The sequence below is a fragment of the Streptomyces sp. NPDC037054 genome (assembly GCF_055606745.1).
Window position 1 is genome coordinate 581113 of record NZ_JBVJSJ010000002.1, and the last position, 19495, is coordinate 600607.

17 protein-coding genes are annotated in these 19495 nt (G+C 72.5%); 7 read left to right on the forward strand and 10 right to left on the reverse strand.

The features are described from left to right. Positions 1 to 9: 9 nt before the first annotated feature. The 4 genes from ACZ7D7_RS07550 (at position 10) to ACZ7D7_RS07565 (ending at position 4915) form a co-directional block, all read left to right on the forward strand. Complete coding sequence (locus ACZ7D7_RS07550; protein WP_470823004.1) at positions 10 to 705, forward strand: tellurite resistance TerB family protein; 696 nt, start codon at positions 10 to 12, stop codon at positions 703 to 705. A gap of 173 nt (positions 706 to 878) precedes the next feature. Then, the gene (locus tag ACZ7D7_RS07555; protein WP_470823005.1) at positions 879 to 2963 is read left to right on the forward strand and encodes an MMPL family transporter; all 2085 of its coding nucleotides are present in this window, start codon (positions 879 to 881) and stop codon (positions 2961 to 2963) included. 57 nt (positions 2964 to 3020) lie between these two features. After that, positions 3021 to 4259 carry a sensor histidine kinase gene (locus ACZ7D7_RS07560; RefSeq protein WP_470823006.1) on the forward strand — a complete coding sequence of 413 codons (1239 nt, stop codon included), beginning with the start codon at positions 3021 to 3023 and terminating at the stop codon, positions 4257 to 4259. Next, positions 4256 to 4915, forward strand: a complete 660-nt coding sequence (locus ACZ7D7_RS07565) for a response regulator (protein ID WP_470823007.1) — start codon at positions 4256 to 4258, stop codon at positions 4913 to 4915. Before ACZ7D7_RS07560 ends, ACZ7D7_RS07565 begins: the two co-directional genes overlap by 4 nt. 60 nt (positions 4916 to 4975) lie before the next feature. On the opposite strand, the gene ACZ7D7_RS07570 is transcribed toward ACZ7D7_RS07565, so the two are convergent. The 6 genes from ACZ7D7_RS07570 to bla all read right to left on the reverse strand — a co-directional run bounded on the left by ACZ7D7_RS07570 (position 4976) and on the right by bla (position 12793). Next, on the reverse strand, positions 4976 to 5911 hold the full coding sequence (locus tag ACZ7D7_RS07570; protein WP_470823008.1) for a dihydrodipicolinate synthase family protein: 936 nt from the start codon (positions 5909 to 5911) through the stop codon (positions 4976 to 4978). Continuing rightward, positions 5908 to 6915, reverse strand: a complete 1008-nt coding sequence (locus tag ACZ7D7_RS07575) for an oligopeptide/dipeptide ABC transporter ATP-binding protein (RefSeq protein WP_470823212.1) — start codon at positions 6913 to 6915, stop codon at positions 5908 to 5910. The genes ACZ7D7_RS07570 and ACZ7D7_RS07575 overlap by 4 nt, the downstream gene beginning before the upstream one ends. A gap of 224 nt (positions 6916 to 7139) precedes the next feature. Further along, on the reverse strand, positions 7140 to 9113 hold the full coding sequence (locus ACZ7D7_RS07580) for a dipeptide/oligopeptide/nickel ABC transporter permease/ATP-binding protein (protein ID WP_470823009.1): 1974 nt from the start codon (positions 9111 to 9113) through the stop codon (positions 7140 to 7142). After that, positions 9110 to 10069, reverse strand: coding sequence for an ABC transporter permease (locus ACZ7D7_RS07585; RefSeq protein ID WP_470823010.1), 960 nt, complete (start codon positions 10067 to 10069; stop codon positions 9110 to 9112). Before ACZ7D7_RS07585 ends, ACZ7D7_RS07580 begins: the two co-directional genes overlap by 4 nt. Before the next feature lie 22 nt (positions 10070 to 10091). After that, on the reverse strand, positions 10092 to 11720 hold the full coding sequence (locus tag ACZ7D7_RS07590; RefSeq protein ID WP_470823011.1) for an ABC transporter substrate-binding protein: 1629 nt from the start codon (positions 11718 to 11720) through the stop codon (positions 10092 to 10094). Positions 11721 to 11896: 176 nt separating this feature from the next. Continuing rightward, positions 11897 to 12793 (reverse strand): class A beta-lactamase, encoded by an 897-nt coding sequence (gene bla, locus ACZ7D7_RS07595; protein ID WP_470823213.1) that lies wholly within the window; start codon positions 12791 to 12793, stop codon positions 11897 to 11899. Between the two features lie 197 nt (positions 12794 to 12990). On the opposite strand from bla, the gene recO reads away from it, so the two are divergent. Together recO and ACZ7D7_RS07605 are read left to right on the forward strand one after the other, a co-directional pair. Next, on the forward strand, positions 12991 to 13737 hold the full coding sequence (gene recO, locus ACZ7D7_RS07600) for a DNA repair protein RecO (RefSeq protein WP_470823012.1): 747 nt from the start codon (positions 12991 to 12993) through the stop codon (positions 13735 to 13737). Between the two features lie 25 nt (positions 13738 to 13762). Continuing rightward, on the forward strand, positions 13763 to 14596 hold the full coding sequence (locus ACZ7D7_RS07605) for an isoprenyl transferase (protein ID WP_470823013.1): 834 nt from the start codon (positions 13763 to 13765) through the stop codon (positions 14594 to 14596). A 94-nt stretch (positions 14597 to 14690) separates the two neighbouring features. Here the strand turns inward: ACZ7D7_RS07605 and ACZ7D7_RS07610 are convergent, their stop codons facing one another. Genes ACZ7D7_RS07610 through ACZ7D7_RS07625 form a run of 4 tightly spaced genes read right to left on the reverse strand, consistent with a single transcriptional unit; the run spans position 14691 to position 17849 of the window. Then, positions 14691 to 15113, reverse strand: coding sequence for a Fur family transcriptional regulator (locus ACZ7D7_RS07610; RefSeq protein WP_470823014.1), 423 nt, complete (start codon positions 15111 to 15113; stop codon positions 14691 to 14693). 59 nt (positions 15114 to 15172) lie between these two features. After that, positions 15173 to 16075, reverse strand: coding sequence for a metal ABC transporter permease (locus ACZ7D7_RS07615; protein WP_470823015.1), 903 nt, complete (start codon positions 16073 to 16075; stop codon positions 15173 to 15175). Beyond that, entirely contained in the window at positions 16075 to 16842 is a 768-nt protein-coding gene (locus ACZ7D7_RS07620) for a metal ABC transporter ATP-binding protein (protein WP_470823016.1), read from the reverse strand. Before ACZ7D7_RS07620 ends, ACZ7D7_RS07615 begins: the two co-directional genes overlap by 1 nt. Before the next feature lie 17 nt (positions 16843 to 16859). Then, positions 16860 to 17849 carry a metal ABC transporter substrate-binding protein gene (locus ACZ7D7_RS07625; RefSeq protein ID WP_470823017.1) on the reverse strand — a complete coding sequence of 330 codons (990 nt, stop codon included), beginning with the start codon at positions 17847 to 17849 and terminating at the stop codon, positions 16860 to 16862. Between the two features lie 205 nt (positions 17850 to 18054). On the opposite strand from ACZ7D7_RS07625, the gene ACZ7D7_RS07630 reads away from it, so the two are divergent. Continuing rightward, positions 18055 to 19437, forward strand: coding sequence for a glycine--tRNA ligase (locus ACZ7D7_RS07630; protein ID WP_470823018.1), 1383 nt, complete (start codon positions 18055 to 18057; stop codon positions 19435 to 19437). The last annotated feature ends 58 nt before the right edge of the window (positions 19438 to 19495 follow it).

Consider the following 19495-nt stretch of genomic DNA (forward strand, 5'->3'; position numbering starts at 1 on the left):
TGCTGCGACGTGCTGCCTGGACGGGGACGAGACGGCCGTGCTGCCCGGCTTTCGCGCATCATGGGCACCCGCACCGTATGGACGGCCGCCGGTGACGGCGAGTTCTTCTGCCCGGGGTGCGGAGGCGACCGCAACTACCAGCGGCTGACCGGCCGCCGGCGCTTCACCGTGCTCGGCGCGCCCGTCCTGTCGCGCGGCGAGACCGGCCCGGTCGTGGAGTGCGCGGCCTGCCGCGGCCACTTCGGCACCGACGTCCTCGACCACCCCACCACGACCCGCTTCTCGGCGATGCTCCGCGACGCCGTGCACACGGTCGCCCTGGCCGTCCTCGCCGCGGGCGGCGCCGGATCCCGTACGGCGCTGGACACGGCCGTCGGCGCGGTCCGCGCGGCCGGGTTCGACGACTGCACCGCCGACCAGCTCGCCGCGCTCGTCGAGGCCCTGGAGGCGGACACCGGGCGGGTCTGCGGCGAGCCCTGCGGCCCCGGCCTGGCGATAGAGCTGCACGAGGCGCTGGACCCGCTCGCCCCGCACCTCGCCGCCGCCGGCCGCGAATCGATCCTGCTCCAGGGCGCCCGCATCGCCCTGGCCGACGGCCCCTACACGCCCGCCGAGCGGGACGTCCTCGCCACGGTCGGCGCCGCGCTCACGATCTGCACCGACGACGTCGACCGCCTGCTGACCGAGGCCCGCACCCCGTCGTAGCCGGTCGGCCCTCCGTGTCCCGGGGAGCGCCCGCGGTACTCCCCGGGGAGTAGTCCGGGCCCCATGACGCCCCACGCAGTAGCGCGGGCCTCGGTCTTCGGTCCGACGAAACGCCGCTCTCCCGCCGGGAGTCTGGAAGCGACCCAGACACCCGACCGGAGGGAGGCCCGTCCATGGGGGCCGCAAGGACGCGTACCGGGCGACGGCGTGCCGTGCCCTGGGCGGTGGTCGGCCTGTGGCTGGCCGCGCTCGTGCTCGCCGGACCACTCGCCGGGAAGTTCGGCGACGCGCAGCAGAACCGCGCCGTCGACTACCTCCCGGACAGCGCCGACTCGACGCAGGTCGCCCGCATCCAGGACACGCTGCCCGGCGGCGAGTCGACCGACCTCGTCCTCGTCTACCATCGCGACGGCGGCCTGACCGCCGACGACCGGCGCACCGCCGAGCGGCAGGTCGCCGAGGTCGCCGACGCCCACCCGCTGTCGAATGAGCCGCGCGGTGTCCCGTCCGAGGACGGCGCCACCCTGATGTACCCGGTGTCCAGCACCGCGCCCGGCCAGGACGAGGACGCCCGCGACGCCTTCGTCGAGGACGTGCGCGAGATGGCCGAGGGCGGCGCGGGGCTGAGCGCCGAGGTCGGCGGACCCGGCGCCCTCAACACCGACATGGGCAAGGTCTTCGAGACGATCGACGGCACGCTGCTGATGGCCACGCTCGCCGTCGTCACCGTGCTGCTGATCCTCATCTACCGCAGCCCCTTCCTGTGGTTCGTCCCGCTCGCCGTCGCCGGCGTCGCCACCGCCATGGCGATGGCCGCCGCGTACGGCCTGCACGAGCTGTTCGACGTCACGATCACCGGCCAGAGCGGCGGCGTGATGACCGTCCTCGTGCTCGGCGCCGGCACCGACTACGCGCTGCTGCTCATCTCCCGCTACCGCGAGGAACTGCGGCGCCACGAGCGGCCCTACGACGCCATGCGCGCCGCCCTGCGCGGCTGCGGCCCGGCGATCCTCGCGTCGTCCGGGACCGTCGCTGCCGGCCTGCTGTGCCTGCTCGCCGCCGACCTCAACAGCAGCAGCGGCATGGGCCCGGTCGGCGTGGTCGGGGTGCTCGCGGCACTCGTCGCCATGACGACCCTGCTGCCCGCCGTGCTGGTCCTGCTCGGCCGCCGCGTCTTCTGGCCGCTGATCCCGGCCTTCGGCAGCACGCCCAAGGCCCGCAGGTCGCTGTTCGCCGCCATGGGCACCTCCGCCGCCCGCCGGCCCGCCGCCGTCCTCGCCGGCGGTGCCGTACTGCTCGGCGCGCTCGCCCTCGGCACGTTCAACCTCTCCGGCGGCATCAAGCAGGAGGACACCTTCACCGACCGGCCCGAGTCCATCTCCGCGCTCCAGACGCTGGCCCGCGACTATCCGGACCGCAGCAGCCAGCCCCTCACCGTCATGGCGCCCACCGACGAGGCCGACACCGTCCTGGCCGAGGCGCGCGGCACCCACGGCGTCGCCGACGCCGTGGCCGGACGCGCGGGCGGGGGCTGGACGGAGATCGCCGTGTTCGCCACCGCCGCACCGCAGACCGACGCCGAGACCCGCACCCTCGCGTCCCTGCGCGCCGCGCTCGACGACACCGGCGCCCACGTCGGCGGCACCAGCGCCCAGCAACTCGACCTCGCCGACAGCGAGGCCCGGGACCGCAAGGTCGTCGTGCCGCTCGTGCTGACCGCCGTCTTCCTCATCCTGGTGGCGCTGCTGCGCAGCCTCGTCGCCCCACTGCTGCTCCTCGCGGCCGTGGTCGCGGTGTGGGGGGCCGCCCTCGGCATCGGCGGCCTCGTCTTCGGACCGCTGCTCGGCTTCGAGGGCTCCGACCCCGGACTCGGCCTGCTGTCCTTCGTGTTCCTCGTCGCCCTCGGCGTCGACTACGGCATCTTCCTCATGCACCGGATGCGCGAGGAGTCCGTGAACGGCGCCGAACCCGATGCCGCCGCCCTCACCGCGCTGCGCACCACCGGCGGCGTCATCGCCTCCGCCGGCGTCGTGCTCGCCGCGACGTTCGCCGTGCTCACCACGCTGCCGCTGGTGCCGCTCGTCCAGCTCGGCTTCGTCATCGCCGTCGGCGTCCTGCTCGACACCTTCCTCGTGCGGACCTACCTGGTCACCACGGCGAGCGTGCTGCTGCGCCGCCGGGTCTGGTGGCCGGGCCGGCTGTCCAAGGCACCGCAGGCCGTGCCCGCCCCGGCGGAACGCAGCCCCGAGCCGGTGTGACCCACCGGGCGCCCCTCCCACTGCCGGAGGGGCGCCCCCGTGCCGGAGGATGACCCCGTGCAGACAACGACGACAGTGCCGGATGCCCGGCCGCACGTGGGCGAGCGGATCCTGGCCGCGGTCGGCCGCGACCCGCTCACCGCCCCGCACGGCGCGCGCAACGACGCGTTGCTCGCCGTCGCCCTCGCCGTGACGTCCGCGTGCCTGGCCCTGTTCACCGACGAGGGCCGCCGCCCGGACGCCGTCGGCTGGGTGCTGCTGCTCGCCGCGCAGGTGCCGGTGGTGTGGCGCAGGCGCCGCCCGATGGCGGCCCTGGCGGCCGTCGTGGCGCTCGTCGCGCCGTACCACGCCCTCGACTTCAACCACGCCGCCCCCACCCCGGCTGCCTACGTCGCGCTGTACACCGTCGCCGTCACCGGCCGTCCGATGCGTACGCTGCTGACGGGCGTCGCCGTCGTCGGAGTGTCCGTGAGCGTGATGCTCACCGTCGACACCAAGCAGGCCCTCGAACTGCTCCGCATCTCCGGCTGGGTCGTCGCCGTCCTCTTCCTCGGCGTCGACGTCCGCTTCTACCGGCAGTACGTCGCCGCCATCGTCGAGCGCGCCGAACGCGCCGAACGCACCCGCGAGGAGGAGGCCCGCCGCCGCGTCGCCGAGGAACGCCTGCGCATCGCCCGCGACCTGCACGACCTCCTCGCCCACAGCATCACCCTGATCGGCGTGCAGACCTCCGTCGCCGCGCACGTCCTGCACGCCGACCCCGAGCGCCTCGACCGCGCCGCCGTCGCCAGGTCCCTCGACGACATCGCCGAGACCTGCCGCACCGCGCGCGGCGAACTGCGCACCACGCTGGAGGTGCTGCGCGAGCCCGGCCCCGCCGACACCCGCAGTCCGCTGCCCGGCCTGCGCGGGCTGCCCGACCTCGCCGAGGCCGCCCGCGTCGCGGGAGCGAAGGTCGAACTGACCGTGCCCGACGGGGAGGTGCCGCCCGCCGTCGGCGCCGCCGCCTACCGCATCGTGCAGGAGGCCCTCACCAACGCCGTACGGCACGCCGGGCCCGACCCGGTCGTGCGGGTGCGCGTGACCGAGGCGGACGGCGCGCTGCGGCTGGCCGTCACCGACGACGGCACCGGACCCACCCCCGGCACGGCCCCCGGCTTCGGGCTGGTCGGCATGCGGGAGCGGGTGCGCAGCGTGGGTGGCACACTCGACGCCGGGCCGCGACCGGAGGGCGGCTTCGAGGTGCGGGCCGTGCTGCCGGTCCGGGCCGGGGCCGAGGGGGAGGGGAACCGATGATCCGCGTGCTGCTCGCGGACGACCAGACGCTGGTGCGGGCCGCGTTCGCCATGCTCGTGGAGTCCGCGCCCGGCATGGTGGTCGTCGGCCAGGCCGGCACCGGCCGCGAGGCCGTCGAACTGGCCCGCAGCGAACGCGCCGACCTCGTCGTGATGGACATCCGCATGCCCGATGTCGACGGCATCGAGGCGACCCGGCTCATCGCCGCCGACGAGGACCTCGCCGGGGTGAAGGTCCTCGTGCTGACGACATACGACACCGACGAGAACATCGTGGAGGCGCTGCGCGCGGGCGCCTCCGGGTTCCTCGTCAAGGACACCCGGCCCGCCGAACTCCTCGACGCCATCCGCACCGTGGCGGCCGGTGAGGCGCTGCTGTCGCCAGGGCCGACGGCACGGTTGATCGAGCGGTTCCTGCGCACCCCGCAGGCGCCGGCCGCGGGCGGCCCCGAGTGCCTGTCGGAACGCGAGCGCGAGGTGCTCACCCTGGTCGCGCGGGGGCTCAACAACACGGAGATCGCCGACCTGTTGGGGCTGAGCCCGCTCACCGCGAAGACCCACGTCAGCCGCATCATGGGCAAGCTCGGGGCGCGGGACCGGGCCCAGTTGGTCATCGTGGCGTACGAGTCGGGGCTGGTGAGACCGGGGAGCAGGTGACCGGCACCGGTCGCCGCGCAGGAGAACGACGACAGTCCTGGCCTCTTCCCTGCCACAGCACTAGAGCAGCCCGGCCGCCGCCAGGTACGTGCCCACCCGTTCCACCTCGTCCGGCGACAGCGGCACCTGAGGTTCCGCCGTCGCCGGGCAGGCGATGACGCCCCGCAGCCGCAGCGCCGCCTTGAACGCGCCGAGCGCCGAGGAGCCGGCGCCCATCCTGGCCGGGTCGCCGACGCCCACCAGGCCGAACAGGGCGCACAGCCGCTCCTGTTCGGCCCGCGCCTGCTCCCAGTCGCCCGCCCGGCACAGCCGGTCGAGACGGACGTAGCCGTGCGGGTCGACGTTGGCGAGGCCGGGCACCGCCCCGTGGGCGCCCAGCGCGAGCGCCGCGTCCACCACCAGCTCGGAGCCGGTCAGCGCGCTGAAGCCGGCGAGGCCCGGGTCCGCGTGGACGCCGGTCACCACGGCGCGGAAGGCGCCGAGGTCGCCGCTGGAGTCCTTCAGGCCCGCCAGCACCCCCTCGGCGGCCAGCTCCAGCACCAGGTCGGCGGGCAGCTTGGTGTGCACGGACTGCGGCAGGTCGTAGGCCAGCACGGGCACCGGGCTGCGCTCGGCGACCAGCCGGTAGTGCCGGGCGATCTCCGCGCGGTGGGTACGGGCGTAGAACGGCGCGGTGACGACCACGGCGTCCGCGCCCGCCGCGGTGACGTCCCGGACGTGGTCCAGCACGCGCGGCGTCGTCATGTCGATCGCCCCGGCCAGCACCGGCAGCCGCCCTCCCACGTGCGACACGACCGCCTCCACGACCGACCTGCGCTGCCGGTCCGTCAGATACGCCGCCTCCGACGTGGAGCCCAGCACGAACAGGCCGTCCACACCCGCGTCCACCAGATGGTCGACCAGCGCGACCAGCGAGCCGACGTCCACCTCGCGGTCCGGTGTCAGGGGCGTGCAGACGGGCGGGACGACACCGGTCAACGGGGCGGGCAGGGTCATGAAGGCTCCCTTGTGTGCGTCTGGCGTACGAGGTCGCGGGTGGACTCGTCCTCCTCGACAGGATGGTGACAGCGGAAGCGGTGACCGGGTACCGACGCGTCCGAGAAGTCCGGCATCACCTGCGCGCACACCTCGTCCGCCTTCCAGCAGCGGGTGCGGAACGGGCAGCCGCTCGGCGGGCGGGTCGCCGACGGCACCGGACCGGCCAGCGGGATCGGCTCGATCGGGTCCAGCAGGCCGGGCGTGGCGGAGAACAGGGCGCGGGTGTAGGGGTGCCGGGCCCGGTCGGTGACCCGGCCGGCCGGGGACTCCTCGACGATCCGGCCGAGGTACATGGTGATCACGCGGTCGCTCATCCGCCGCACCGTCTGGATGTCGTGCGACACGAACACCAGCGCCAGGCCCAGCCGTTCCTTCAGGTCGAGCAGCAGGTTGAGGATCTGCGCCCGTACGGACACGTCGAGGGCGCTCGTCGGCTCGTCCGCGACGACCAGGTCCGGGCCGAGGGCCAGGGCGCGGGCGATGGCGACGCGCTGGCGCTGCCCGCCGGACAACTGGCCCGGCAGCGCGTCGGCCAGCGCCCGCGGCAGCCCCACCAGCGACATCAACTCCCGTACCCGCGCGTCGCGTTGCTCGGCGGTTCCCTGGCGGTGCACGTCGAGCGGGTCGCGCAGGATCTGCCGGACGGTCAGCCGGCGGTTCAGGGCCGTGGAGGGGTCCTGGAAGATCATGCCGGTGTGGCGGCCGACCGTGGCGCGGCGTTCGGCGGGCGGCATCGTCCACAGGTCCCGGCCGCGGAACGACACCGTCCCGGCCGTCGGCCGGTCCACGCCGACCAGCAGCTTCGCCAGCGTCGACTTGCCGCAGCCCGACTCGCCGACCACGCCGACCGTCTCGCCGGGCGCGATCGTGAGGTCGGCGCCGGTCAGGGCGTACACCCGGTCGCGGGTGAACACCCCGCCGCTGCGCGCCTTGTGCACGACGTGCGCGTCGGCGAGCTCCACGACCGGGCCGGGTGACACGGCGCGGCCCTCGTCCCCGTCCCCCTCGGCCGTCACGCCCCGGCCCTCGTGCGGGCGGCCACCGGTCGTCACTTCGCCGTTCACGGCGGACGTCCCGGCGCGGCCCTCGTCCCCGTCCCCCTCGGCCGTCACGCCCCGGCCCTCGGCACCGTCCCCGTCGCTGCCCCTCGTCACGGCACCGTCCCCGTCCCCGTCGCCGTCCCTCGTCACGGCACCGTCTCCGTCTCCGTAGTGGCCAGGTCGACGGCCGGGTGGTGGCAGGCGGCCGTGTGGTCCGGGGGGCCCGTCAGGACGGGCGCCGTCGTGCGGCACACCGCGCTCGCCCTCTGGCAGCGGTCGGCGAAGCGGCAGCCCGCCGGGAAGTCCGCGGGGGAGGGGACGACGCCCCTGATCTGCGTCATCCGTTCCTCCGCCGACTCCAGCGACAGCACACTGCCGAGCAGACCGCGCGTGTAGTGGTGCGCGGGCGCCTCCACCAGGTCGGCGGTCACGCCGGTCTCCACGATCTGCCCGCCGTACATCACCGCCACCCGGTCGGTGACGTCGGCGATCAGCGCCAGGTCGTGGGAGACGAGGACCAGCGCGAACCCCAGCTCCGCGCGCAGCCTCAGCAGCAGCTCCATCACCTGCGCCTGCACGGTCACGTCGAGGGCCGTGGTCGGCTCGTCGGCGACGATGAGACGCGGCTCGCGGGACAGGGCCATCGCGATGAGCACGCGCTGGCGCTGGCCGCCGGACAACTCGTGCGGATAGCTGCGCAGGGTCCGCTCCGGGTCCAGGCCGACCATCGTCAGCAGCTCGGCGGGCCCGCGCTTCCCGCCGCGCCGGACGACCTGCTTCAGCTGCGCCCGGATCGTCATGGCGGGGTTCAGCGACGACAGGGCGTCCTGGTAGACCATCGCCATCTCGTGGCCGAGGAGCCGGCGCCGCACTCGCATCGGCTCCGCGAGCAGGTCCCGCTGTCCGAAGCGGACCTGGCCGCGCACCCGGGCACCCTTCGGCAGCAGGCCCATCACGGCGAGCGCGGTCAGCGACTTGCCGCAGCCCGACTCGCCGACCAGGCCGAGCACTTCACCGGGGTGCACCTCGAAGCTGATGCCGTCCACGACGTCGACGCCGCCGTGCCGCTGCTCGAAGCCGATCGTCAGGTTCTCCACGGCGAGTACCGGCTGCCCGTCGCGCGGCACCACCCGCGCCCGCGCCTGCAGCCGCCGCGCCGCCTCGTCCAGGCCGGGCAGCCGCAGCACCTCGCCGCCGGGCTCGGGCGCCTGCAGACGGTCCTCGTCGCGGACCTCCACCTCGCGGGCCGACGGCGCCGCCCACGCGTCGGACACGCCCTCGGAGAGGATGTTCAGGGACAGCACGGTGACCAGCATCAGCAGCCCCGGGAACACGGTCGCCCACCAGCCGCCGGTCAGCACCATGTTCTTGCCGTCCGCGATGACGCTGCCCCACGACGGGTCCGGCGGCCGCACCCCCGCGCCGATGAACGACAGCGACGCCTCGAACACGATGGCCTCGGCGACCTGCACGGTGCAGAACACCAGCACCGGCGCCGCGCAGTTGATCGCCACGTGCCGCAGCACGATGTGCGGGGTGCGGGCGCCGATCACCCGTTCCGCCGTCACGTAGTCCTCGCCGTACTGGTCCAGGACGTTGGCCCGTACGACCCTGGCGACGGGCGGCGTGAACAGGAACGCGATCGCGCAGATCAGCACCGTGATGCCACCGCCGAACACGGCGACCAGCACGGCGGCCAGGGCGATGCCCGGGAACGCCATCACGACGTCCAGGCACCGCATCAGCGTCTCGTCCACGGCCTTGCGGGAGGTCGCGGCGACCGCGCCCAGCAGCGCGCCGACGACGAGGGCCAGCGCGGTCGCGCCCAGCCCGATCGCCAGCGACCAGCGCGCCCCGTACATCAGCCGGCTGAGGATGTCCCGCCCGAGGCTGTCCTGCCCCATCCAGTGCGCGGCCGACGGATGCCCGGTGCCGTCGACCGGCGGCTGCTGGTCCAGCGGGTCGTGCGGGGCGAGCAGCGGCGCGAACAGCGCCACGAACACCACGACCGCCAGGAAGCAGACGGCCGCCTTCGACAGCGGCGGCAGCCGGCGCCAGCGGCGCAGCCGGACGCCGGGCCGGGACAGCGCCTCGGCGAGGCCCTTGCGGGTACGCGTCACGCGGCCTCCCTCAGACGCGGGTTGACCAGCAGATACAGCAGGTCGATGACGAGGTTGACGACGACGAACCCGGTCGCCGTGGTGAGGACGACGCCCTGCACCACGGCCGGGTCGCCGTTCTTCACGGCGTCGATCATCAGCTTGCCCATGCCGGGCAGCGAGAAGATCGTCTCGATGACGACGGCGCCGCCCAGCAGATAGCCGACCCGCAGGCCCAGCACCGTCAGCGGGTTGATGAGCGCGTTGCGCAGCACGTTCCGGCCGACCACGACGCGCGGCGGCAGGCCGCTGCCGATCGCCGTACGGACGTAGTCCTTGTCGAGCTCCTCCACGACCGACGTCCGGACGATCCGCGTCAGTTGGGCCGCCACCGGCAGGGACAGCGCGACCGCCGGCAGGGTCATCGTCTTCAGCCAGCCGGTGAAGGAGTCCGCCGGGTTGATGTAGCCGCCGGTCGGGAACCAGCCCAGGTCGACCGCCAGGTACTGGATCATCAGCAGCGCCAGCCAGAAGCCGGGCGCGGCCACGCCGGTCAGCGACACGACGCGGATGATCTGGTCGGGCAGCCGGTCGCGGTAGGTCGCGGCGGTCACCCCGCCGATCAGCGCCAGCACCACGGCCAGGCCGAGGCCCAGGAAGGTGAGCTGGAGGGTGAGCGGCAGCGCGGTGGTGACCTGGTCGATCACCGGCGCCCGGGTCAGGGCGCTGGTGCCCATGTCGCCGTGCAGCAGGTCGGCGACGAAGTCCACGTAGCGCACCGGCAGCGGGTCGAGCAGGCCGTGCTCCTCGCGGAAGTCGCGCAGTTGCTGCGGCGTCGGGTTGGCGCCCTGGAAGAACGCGGACGCCGGGTCGACGTCCGAGAACCGCATCACCAGGAACACGAACAGCACGATGCCGAGCATCAGCGGCACGAGCAGGGCGACACGGCGCAGCAGGATGCGGGCGATGGCCACCACGCGCGGTCAACTCCTTACGGGGTCACGCCCACTTGGCCTGGAGGAGGTTGATGCCGGGGTAGGGCTGTGCCCTTATGCCCGCGAGCGCCTTGGGGTCCCAGGCGGTCATCAGCTCGTTGTGGACGACCGGGTAGAGCACGGCCTGTTCGGCGACGACGTCGATGTAGTCCTGGACCATCGCCTTCTTCTTCGCCGGGTCCGGCTCCCGGGTGGCCCGCTCCATGTCCCTGAAGAGGGCCTTGGCGACGGAGTTGTCGGCCCACCGCGTGTACTGCATCCACAGGTTCTCGGGGCCGTAGTTGTAGTGCATGATCAGGTCGGCGTCGAGGCCGAACTGGTTGGGGTTCGAGGCGGCGGCGACGACCTGGTAGTCCTGCTTCTGGTCCATCTTCGTGAAGACGGCCGTGGTCTCCTGCGGGGACAGCGTCGTCTTCACGCCGATCGCGTCCCACGACGACTTGATGGTCGGCAGGCAGTCCACGATCCAGCTGACGTTGACCGAGAGGATCTCGATCTCCAGCCCGCTGACCCCGGCCTCCTTCAGCAGCTTCCTCGCCCGGTCGGGGTCGTGGTCGTACACCGTCTTCGCGGGCCGGTAGCTGGGGTTGGCCTCGTTCAGGAACGACGTCGACGGCTTGCCGTGCCCCTTCAGCGCCACCTCCACCATCTTCTCGGTGTCGATGGCGTAGTGCAGCGCCTGCCGCACCCGCACGTCGTCGAACGGCTTGTGCTTCGTGTTGAACATCAGGAAGAGGTTGTTCATCCCGGCGCCGCCCGCGACCGTCAGCCCGCCGCCCTCCAGCTGCCCGATGTTGGCGTACGGGATGTTGTCCGCGATCTGCGCGCCCGCGCCGGAGCCGGAGATCTTCGCGACGCGGGGCGCCGCGTCCACGATCGTCAGCCAGTTCATCTTCTTGAACGCGGGGGCGCGGGGGCCGTTGTAGCCGTCGAACGCCTCGAAGGTGGTGTTGGACTTCGGGTGGTGCGCGGTCTGCCGGTACGGCCCGGAGCCGACCGCGAGGCCCTTGATCGCCTCGTCCCAGGCGCCCGGCTCCGAGAACACGTGCTTCGGCATGATCTTGGCGAGGGTGAGCCGCGAAAGCCCCTCCGGGAAGGGGAACTTGAGGACCAGATCCACGCTGCGCGCGTCGACCTTGCGGACCTCCTTCAGCCAGCTCGCGAAGAAGCCCTTGGCGAGGGTCTGGGTGCCGGGGTCGAGGATCCGGTCGAAGACGAACACGACGTCGTCGGCCGTCACCGGCTGCCCGTCGTGGAACGTGGCCCCGGCCCGCAGCGTGAACCGCCACGACGTGGCGCCCGCGTCCTTCGGCACCTCGGTCGCGAGCGCCGCGTACGGCTCGCGGGAGATCGGGTCGGTGTCGAGCAGCCCTTCGTAGATGTGGTTGTTGGCGGCCATGCAGAACGCGGACGCCGTCTGCGTCGGGTCCCAGCTGCCGTCGTTTCCGTAGCCGATCACGGCGGTCAGCGTGCGGTTCGCGCCGCCGCCCCCGCCCCCGGTGTCGTTGGTGGACTGCGGCCCGGACGAACAGGCCGTCAGCGTCGCCGGGACGGCGGCGGCGCCCAGCGCGCCGGAGTACTTGAGGAAGGCCCGGCGGCGCAGCGCCGGAACGTCACTGGTCACGTCGCGCACGGTTCCTCCTGCGGCCGAGGGAGGGCGGACGTACGACGTCCTACGTCCGGGGAAACACAGCGACCGTAGGTGGGCCCGTGGGGGCGGTCAAGAGAGCACACACGAATGGCCTATCGCCGACTGATCCGCCACAGGTCGGACCAATGGCATGCGCCCCCACGGGAGGTGACAAAGTGTCAGCCGAGTTCTTCCGCGACGACGGTGGCCGCCCCCGCGACCAGCGCGTTGTCCCAGGCCGCGTCCTGGGCGGGCTTCGTGGTCAGCACCGCCAGCACGATCGGGGCGCCGTCCTCGGTCCAGGTGACGCCCGCGTCGTTCGCGGTGCCGTAGGAGCCGGAGCCGGTCTTGTCGGCGAGCGTCCACTCCGGCGGCAGCCCGGCGCGGAAGCGGGCCGTGCTGGTGGTGTTGGCCAGCAGCCACCGCGTCAGCAGGGCGCGGTCCGGGCCGGACAGGGCGTCACCGAGGACGAGACGGCCGTACGTCCGGCCGATCGCCTCCGGGCTCGTCGTGTCGGTGATCCGCCACGGCTCCGCCGAGTTGAGGTCGGTCTCCCAGCGGTCGAGGCGGGTCACCGGGTCGCCGAGCGAGCGGGCGAAGCGGGTGATCGCGGTGGGGCCGCCCAGCTCCCGCAGCAGCAGGTTGCCGGCGCCGTTGTCGCTGTAGGTGATGGCGACCTCGCACAGCTCGGCGACCGTCATGCCGGTCGCGAGGTGCTCACGGGTCTTGTCGGAGCCCGTCGCCGGAAGGTCGGCCTCCGTGTAGTGGATGCGGCGGGCGAGGACCTCGCCGTCCCGGTCCAGGTCGCGCAGTACCGCCGCCGAGGCGAGCGTCTTGAACAGCGAGCACATCGGGAACAGCTCGTCGGCGCGGTACCGGATCGTCCGGCGGGTCCTGACGTTGTGCGCGAAGACGCCCAGCCGTCCGCCGTGCGCCGTCTCCAGCTCGCGCAGCCGGTCGCCGGCCGGGCCGGTGGACCGGTCCGCGGCGTGCGCGGCGGTGGGGGCGAGCAGGGCGGCGGTCGCGGCGACACCCGCGCCGAGCAGGGCACGCCGGGAGGTGACTGACGTTGAGATGGCTCTCTCCTTCGTCGAGTGGTCCGTCCAGTGGTCGTCCGCCGGTGACCGGACGGGGATCGCGCGGCGGTGATCATGGTGCACAGGGAACCGACGCGCGACGCGGCGCCGTGGTTGCACGCGGCTCCCGGCCGGCCCGTGCGCCCGGCACCGGCACCCCGGCCACGGCGCCCGGCCGGGTGAGCGAGAATGGCCGCATGAGTCTCTTCCGGGACGACGGCATCGTGCTGCGGACGCAGAAGCTCGGCGAGGCCGACCGCATCATCACGCTTCTCACCCGGGGCCACGGGCGGGTGCGTGCCGTCGCGCGGGGCGTGCGCCGGACCAAGTCCAAGTTCGGCGCGCGCCTGGAGCCGTTCTCGCACGTCGACGTGCAGTTCTTCGCCAAGGGCAGCGAGCTGGTCGGCCGCGGCCTGCCGCTGTGCACGCAGAGCGAGACCATCGCGCCGTACGGCGGCGGCATCGTCACCGACTACGCCCGCTACACCGCGGGCACCGCCATGCTGGAGACCGCCGAGCGGTTCACCGACCACGAGGGCGAGCCGGCCGTGCAGCAGTACCTGCTGCTCGTGGGCGCCCTGCGCACCCTCGCCCGCGGCGAGCACGCCCCGAACCTGGTCCTCGACGCCTTCCTGCTGCGCTCCCTCGCCGTCAACGGCTACGCCCCGAGCTTCGGCGACTGCGCGAAGTGCGGCATGCCGGGCCCCAACCGGTTCTTCTCCGTCGCCTCCGGCGGCTCCGTCTGCGTCGACTGCCGCGTCCCGGGCAGCGTCGTACCCTCGCCGCAGGCCCTGGAACTCCTCGGCGCGCTGCTTACGGGAGACTGGGAGACCGCGGACGCGTGCGAGGCGCGGTACGTCCGCGAGGGCAGCGGGCTGGTGTCCGCCTACCTGCACTGGCACCTGGAGCGCGGACTGCGCTCCCTGCGCTACGTAGAGAAGTAAGCAAGCACGAGGAGACGAGAAACACATGGCCGTAAGCGGGTTCCTGGGGCGCCGGCGCCGGGAGTACAGGACGCCGGAGCCGCACCCGTCCGGCGCGCGGCCCCCGAAGCTCCCCGGTGAGCTGGTCCCGAACCATGTGGCGATCATCATGGACGGGAACGGCCGGTGGGCCAAGGAGCGGGGCCTGCCGCGCACCGAGGGCCACAAGGTCGGCGCCGAGCGCGTCCTGGACGTGCTCCAGGGCGCCATCGAGATGGGCGTCGGCGCCATCTCCCTGTACGCGTTCTCCACGGAGAACTGGAAGCGCTCGCCCGACGAGGTGCGCTTCCTGATGAACTTCAACCGCGACTTCATCCGCAAGACCCGCGACCAGCTCGACGAGCTCGGCGTGCGGGTGCGCTGGGTGGGCCGGATGCCCAAGCTGTGGAAGTCGGTCGCCAAGGAACTCCAGGTCGCCCAGGAGCAGACCAAGGACAACGACCGGCTCACGCTGTACTTCTGCATGAACTACGGCGGCCGCGCCGAGATCGCCGACGCCGCGCAGGCCATCGCCGAGGACGTGCGCGCGGGGCGGCTCGACCCGGCGAAGGTGAACGAGAAGACCGTCGCCAAGTACCTGTACTACCCGGACATGCCGGACGTGGACCTGTTCCTGCGGCCCAGCGGCGAGCAGCGCACGTCCAACTACCTGCTGTGGCAGAGCGCCTACGCGGAGATGGTCTTCCAGGACGTGCTGTGGCCGGACTTCGACCGCCGCGACCTGTGGCGCGCGTGTGTCGAGTTCGCCTCCCGCGACCGCCGCTTCGGCGGGGCGATCCCGAACGAGGAGCTGTTGGCGATGGAGGGCCGCTCGGAGTAGCAGGGCCGACCCGCGCCCCGCAAGGGGCGCGGGGAACCGCCCGATCAGCTCACGACGACCCGCGGCCCGCGACGGACAGGGCCCGCGACGGCGCTTACGAACCCGCTCGCCCCGCGGCGCACTCCGCGCACGTGCCGAAGATCTCCACCGTGTGCGCCACGTTCACGTAGCCGTGCTCCGCGGCGATGGCCTCCGCCCACTTCTCCACGGCCGGGCCCTCGACCTCCACCGCGCTGCCGCAGGAGCGGCACACGAGGTGGTGGTGGTGCTCGCCGGAGGAGCAGCGGCGGTAGACGGACTCGCCGTCGGACGTGCGCAGGACGTCGACCTCACCGGCCTCGGCGAGGGACTGAAGGGTGCGGTAGACGGTGGTGAGCCCGACCGAATCGCCCTTGTGCTTGAGCATGTCGTGGAGTTCCTGAGCGCTGCGGAACTCCTCGACCTCGTCGAGAGCCGCCGCCACGGCGGCACGCTGCCGAGTGGCGCGGCCCTTCACGGGCGGTCCAGCGGTGGTCACCGGTTGCCTCCTCACGTTGCCTGTGCCCGGGCCATTGTGCCAGCCCGCGCGACGGCCGATCAGACGCCGGTCTTCCCGGCCGTTCCCCTGCTGGCCGGAATCGCGCACTCCGTGGGATCGCCGGCCGGCTGCGCCCCGGCCAGCGCGCGGGCACGGCGCCGGGCCAGCGGAGCGGCCAGCGCCGTCAGCAGGACGAACGCGCCGATGGTCAGCAGCACGATCGTCGCGCCGGGGGGCACGTCCTGGTAGTACGAGGTGACGGTGCCGCCGATGGTCACGGACACGCCGATGGCGACGGCGAGCACGAACGTCACCGCGAAGCTGCGGGTGAGCTGCTGCGCGGCGGCCACCGGGACCACCATCAGCGCGGACACCAGCAGCAGCCCGACGACCCGCATCGCGACCGTCACGGTCACGGCCGCGGTGATCGCCGTCAGCAGGTTCAGGGCCCGCACGGGCAGGCCGGTCACGCGCGCGAACTCCTCGTCCTGGCTGACCGCGAACAGCTGCCGGCGCAGACCGAGCGTGACGAGCACCACGAACGCGGCCAGCACGCAGATCGCCGTCACGTCGGACTCGGACACCGTCGACAGCGAGCCGAAGAGGTACGAGGAGAGGTTCGCGTTGGAGCCCGTCGGCGCGAGGTTGATGAGCATCACGCCGCCGGCCATGCCGCCGTAGAACAGCATGGCGAGGGCGATGTCGCCGCGGGTCCTGCCGTACCAGCGGATGAGTTCCATCAGCACGGCGCCGAGGACGGCCACCAGGGTCGCCATCCACACCGGCGACCAGGACAGCAGGAAGCCGAGGCCGACGCCGGTCATCGCGACGTGCCCGATGCCGTCGCCCATCAGGGCCTGGCGGCGCTGCACGAGGTAGATGCCGACGGCCGGGGCCGTGATGCCGACCAGGACGGCCGCCAGCAGGGCCCGCTGCATGAAGGCGTAGTTCAGGAGGTCCATCAGCTCAGCAGTCCCGTGCGGATCGGCTCGGCGCCCTCCGGCGCGTGCGGGTGTACGTGGTCGTGGCCGGGCAGCGCGTGCTGGCCGACGGCCTTCGGCGGCGGGCCGTCGTGCACGACGCAGCCGTCGCGCAGCACGACCGCGCGGTCGATCAGCGGCTCCAGGGGCCCGAGTTCGTGCAGGACGAGGAGGACGGAGACGCCCTGGCCGACCTGTTCGCGCAGCGTCTCGGCGAGCACTTCCTGGCTCGCGAGGTCGACGCCCGCCATCGGCTCGTCCATGATCAGCAGTTCGGGTTCGGAGGCGAGCGCGCGGGCGATCAGTACCCGCTGGTGCTGGCCGCCGGACAGCGCGTTCACCGAGTCCTTCGCGCGGTCCGTCATGCCGACCAGTTCCACGGCGCGGCGCACGGCCGCGTGGTCCGCCCCGCGCAGCAGCCCGAACCGGGCCCGGGACAGCCGTCCCGAGGTGACGACCTCGGTGACGGTGGCGGGGACGCCGCCCGCGGCCGTGGTGCGCTGCGGTACGTAGCCCACGCGCGCCCAGTCGCGGAAGCGGGGCCGGGGCGTGCCGAACAGCTCGATGTCGCCGGTCGTCACGGGCACCTGGCCGATGACGGTGCGCACGGCCGTCGACTTGCCGGAGCCGTTGGCGCCGAGCAGCGCGACGACCTCGCCGCGGCGCACCGTGAGGTCGATGCCGCGCAGGACGGGCCGCGAGCCCAGCTCGGCGCGGACGCCGCGCATCGATATGACGGGCTCGGTCATGCCGTCCTCCACTTCGGTCACTTGCTGCCCAGGGCCTTCTTCAGCGCTTCGAGGTTGGCCTCCATGACCTCGATGTAGTCGTCGCCCCGGGACTTGTCCGTGATGCCCTCGACGGGGTCCAGCACGTCCGTCTTGAGGCCGGCGTCCCTGGCGAGGGTCTTGGCGGTCTTGTCGGACACCAGTGTCTCGTAGAACACGGTGGTCACGCCGTCGGCCTTGGCCTCCTCCTGGAGCTCCCTCACGCGGGCCGCGCTGGGCTCGCTCTCCGGGTCGAGGCCGGAGATGGCCTCCATGGTCAGGCCGTAGCGGTGGGCGAGGTAGCCGAAGGCGGCGTGGTTGGTGAAGAAGACCTTGCTCCTGGTGTTCTTCAGGCCCTCCTCGAACGCGGTGTCGAGGCCGGTCAGCCTCTTGACCAGGTCCGCGGTGTTCTTCTTGTAGTCCGCGGCGTGGTCCGGGTCGGCCTTCCCGAGGGCCTTGCCGACGCCCTCGGCGATCTCGGCGTACTTCGACGGGTCGAGCCAGACGTGCGGGTCGAGCGCGTGCTCCTCCTCGCCGGTGCCCTCTTCCCCGGCGTGCTCGTCCCCGGCGTGCTCCTCCTCGCCGCCGTGGTCATGGCCGTCCTCGACGCCGAGGTCCTCCAGCTTCGTGAGGGTGGCCGCGTCGATCTTCGTCTTGGTGCCGGACTGCGCGACCGCCTCGTCCACGGTGGGCTGCAGGCCCTTGAGGTAGAGCGCCGCGTCGGACTCCTCGAGCTGCGCCCGCTGCTGGGTGCTGATCTCCAGGTCGTGCGGCTCCTGGCCGGGCTTGGTGAGACTGGTGACGTTGACGTGCTCGCCGCCGATCTGCTCGGCGAGGTACGCCATCGGGTAGAACGACGCGACGACGTCGAACTTGTCCGTGTTGCCCGCGGCGCTGCTGTCGGAGGAGCATGCGGAGAGCGTGCCGAGCGCGAGGGCGGTGGCGGCGGCTGTCGCCAACCCGGATATGTGGTGTCGTCGTACGTTCATGACACTCATTTTCAACAAATATGGAAACCGTTGTCAACAAACGCTGACCAGGGGACCGATTTGATTGAAGGCCCGCCCCCGCCGGTAACCTGAAGCATTCGCTGGAAGCGTCTCGCTTCGCCCGCCCGCCGCCCGACCACCACCCCTCATCGAGGCGCTACGCGCCGTACTTGTCAGTCATCGTCGTCGTAATGAAGAGAGCACCGTGGCCGCCGACAAGATCGACACCATCGTCAGCCTGAGCAAGCGCCGTGGCTTCGTATTCCCCTGCAGTGAGATCTACGGCGGTCAGCGCGCCGCCTGGGACTACGGACCGCTGGGTGTCGAGCTCAAGGAGAACCTCAAGCGCCAGTGGTGGCGCTACATGGTGACGTCGCGCGAGGACGTCGTCGGCATCGACTCGTCCGTGATCCTGGCCCCCGAGGTGTGGGTCGCCTCCGGCCACGTGGCCACCTTCACGGACCCGCTCACCGAGTGCACCTCCTGCCACAAGCGGTTCCGCGCGGACCACTTGGAGGAGGCGTACGAGGAGAAGAAGGGCCGCGCCCCGGAGAACGGCCTCACCGACATCAACTGCCCCAACTGCGGCAACAAGGGCCAGTTCACCGAGCCCAAGCAGTTCTCGGGTCTGCTCTCCACCCACCTCGGCCCGACCCAGGACAGCGGCTCCGTCGCCTACCTGCGTCCCGAGACCGCGCAGGGCATCTTCACCAACTTCGCCCAGGTGCAGACCACTTCGCGGCGCAAGCCGCCGTTCGGCATCGCGCAGATGGGCAAGTCCTTCCGCAACGAGATCACGCCCGGCAACTTCATCTTCCGCACCCGCGAGTTCGAGCAGATGGAGATGGAGTTCTTCGTCAAGCCGGGCGAGGACGAGAAGTGGCAGGAGTACTGGATGGAGCAGCGCTGGAACTGGTACACCGGCCTGGGCCTGCGTGAAGAGAACATGCGGTGGTACGAGCACCCGAAGGAGAAGCTCTCCCACTACTCCAAGCGCACCGCCGACATCGAGTACCGCTTCCAGTTCGGCGGCAGCGAGTGGGGCGAGCTGGAGGGCGTCGCCAACCGCACCGACTACGACCTCGGCGCCCACTCCAAGGCCTCCGGCCAGGACCTGACGTACTTCGACCAGGAGGCCGGCGAGCGCTGGACCCCCTACGTCATCGAGCCCGCGGCCGGTGTCGGCCGCGCGATGCTGGCGTTCCTCCTGGACGCCTACATCGAGGACGAGGCGCCCAACGCCAAGGGCAAGATGGAGAAGCGCACCGTGCTGCGCCTCGACCACCGCCTGGCCCCGGTGAAGGTCGCGGTGCTGCCGCTGTCCCGGAACCCGGAGCTGTCCCCGAAGGCCAAGGGCCTCGCCCAGACGCTGCGGCAGAACTGGAACATCGAGTTCGACGACGCCGGCGCCATCGGCCGCCGCTACCGCCGCCAGGACGAGATCGGCACGCCGTACTGCGTGACGGTCGACTTCGACACCCTCGACGACAACGCCGTGACGGTGCGCGAGCGCGACTCGATGAAGCAGGAGCGCGTCTCCCTCGACCAGATCGAGGGCTACCTGGCCGCGCGCCTGGTCGGCTGCTAGTCGCACAGCGAGCGGGACCCGAGACGCCCGTCCGCCCCCGGTCCGCCGGGGTGCGGGC